This window comes from Trichocoleus sp. FACHB-90, assembly GCF_014695505.1.
Classification (GTDB): domain Bacteria; phylum Cyanobacteriota; class Cyanobacteriia; order Cyanobacteriales; family FACHB-T130; genus Funiculus; species Funiculus sociatus.
On the sequence record NZ_JACJOK010000086.1, the window covers coordinates 1 to 2,384 of the forward strand.

The 2,384-nt window shown below is 44.0% G+C and carries 1 protein-coding gene; it reads left to right on the forward strand.

Going from position 1 to position 2,384, the window contains the following annotated elements:
* Positions 1 to 943: 943 nt before the first annotated feature.
* Positions 944 to 2,170 (forward strand): ISAs1 family transposase, encoded by a 1,227-nt coding sequence (locus tag H6F74_RS25190; protein WP_242022458.1) that lies wholly within the window; start codon positions 944 to 946, stop codon positions 2,168 to 2,170.
* Positions 2,171 to 2,384: the final 214 nt, after the last annotated feature.

Below are 2,384 nucleotides of genomic sequence, written 5' to 3' on the forward strand. Positions count from 1 at the left end.
GGATGCCGTTTTCCTCTTGGACTACGGGGGTCTGCAATGGTTTTTAATTGATCTATGAGGGTCATGGGTTGATGGTTGAATATGGTTTATCAACCCATCCTCATTTTTCTCTGTTGACATTGAAACCACCCTGCTAACCCCCCAAAATTTGGGGGAACCGGAGTTCAAAGTCCCCCAGAATTGGGGGATTTAGGGGGCTTATCAACCTCAAACGTAAGTAGAGAAGACTTGTGTGTACACCATACCCTTAGTAAGGGGGGACTGAGGAGGGTGAATTTTTGACTTTTGCAAGAGACTTTCATGAGCGTACCGCTCACACTCCAAAATGAAAGGAGACTTTCAAAACAGGTCTAATCTACAAGGGAAAAGCTCGCTTAAAAGAGCCGGCTACGGCAAATATTGCTACCTAAATTTAGCAGTAATATTTGTGGACTTAATTAATTTCCTAAAAGCTTGCTACAAATATTTTTCTTGTTCCCCCTTTATAAAAGGCGTTAGGGAGTCAACTGTAGCAGTATTTAATGAATTGATATTACTCATATAGCGGTTCTCAATTGGATGAGGTACAAGGTTCTGGTTTTTCGGGAATTGGGAATTGGTAAAAAAGTAAGATGTACCTCACGCTATACGAGAATTGCTCTATTGTTTTACTCGTTTGAGATGATAGTTTGATGAGCTAACTCTCATGAGTATTTGCTACTAATAATAATTAACATTTGGCATAACGCTTGTCATCGAAATGGCGACATATCCCCCAATAATTTTTGATATTTTGGGATATTTTTATCAGGGTAAGCGCATCTAAAAGCGTAGCCAAACATACAGACGGTTTGGCTGAGTAATGGGTTAAGAGGTGGTGAACATTCGCCTTGAGTGGCAGGGGTGACAAGAACGATTAAATTAGAGGATGCTCTAGCTTATCCCCTAGCCCCCAGCAGAGATCATGGCAAAAGGATTTGTGCCCGCGGTTGCCCCCCAAATCGTAGTACCGAAAATTCTGGAAGCTGCGGCTGTGAGTCAGCGACTCCAAGATTGTTTTGCGTCCATTACTGACCCAAGAGTTGAAAGGACACGCTTACATCAGTTGTCAGATATTTTAACGATTGCCATTTTATCGGTGATAGCGGGAGGTCAGGGTTGGGAAGACATGGAACTCTACGGTGTGAGTAAACAAGCATGGTTATCGACATTTCTGGCTTTACCTAATGGTATTCCCAGTGAAGATACGTTTCGACGAGTGTTCGAGCAGATTAATCCCAAACAACTTGAACAATGCTTTGAACAATGGGTTAAACAACTGGTTGATGAATTGGGTATCCAGGTCATCGCCATTGATGGCAAGGGTGTCAATGGTTCCTATAACCGTCAAGCAGGCTCTAAAGCACTGCACTTGGTCAGTGCCTGGGCAACCCAACATCGCCTCGTCTTGGCGCAAACGAAAGTGCAGGACAAGTCGAATGAAATTACCGCGATTCCAGCGTTACTAGAATTACTCGATATTCAAGGTTGTATTGTCACTCTGGATGCGATGGGGACGCAGAAGGATATCGCCTATCAGATTCATACGGCTCATGCCGATTACATCCTTAGCCTCAAAGCAAATCATCCCACATTGTTTCAACAGGTTGATAGATGGCTCAACAAGTCTCGTGCTGAGGGCACTTTAGCTCCGCCTTCAGAACACACTACCGAAGCAGGACATCACCGCACCGAAAGTCGCAAAGTCTGGACTCTTTCGATTGACTTGTTCCCTGCCCTCTACCAGGCAGATGAATGGGCTGGTCTTCAGACGATTGTGGTGGTTGAACGCACCCGTCATTTATGGAATAAAACCACTCACGAAATTCAATTTTACCTAAGCAGTTTACCACCTCAGAGTTCCAGAATTGCTGCGGCGATTCGGCAACACTGGGGCATTGAAAATTCTTTACATTGGACGCTGGATGTCACGTTTGCCGAGGATGGTTGCCGTGTCCGTTCTCTCCATGCCCCCCACAACCTCGCGCTTTTGCGCCGTTTTGCTGTCAATGTCCTCAATCGAGAAGCGACCGGCAAGCGCAGTCTACGGCAGAAGTCAAAGCAGGCTGCTATGGATGATACCTATATGCTAACGGTATTAGCAGCTGCACTACCCGATCCCATTGAAAACCTAGACCCTATCTGTAAATAGCGTTTGAGGTGCGCTTACCCTGATATTTTTATGTGTTTATAGCTAGTGCTTAAGTTTTGTATCTAACTTCCACTTAAGTTGCATCTTAACTAAGAAAAATGGGCTCTACCGAACATGGTATGTAAAATAAACTGAAATTAGCTGGCAAAATGCCAAGTCAGAAAACTTCTTAATTTGAAATTGTTGAAGTTTCTAAACCCATAACCTCTTCGTT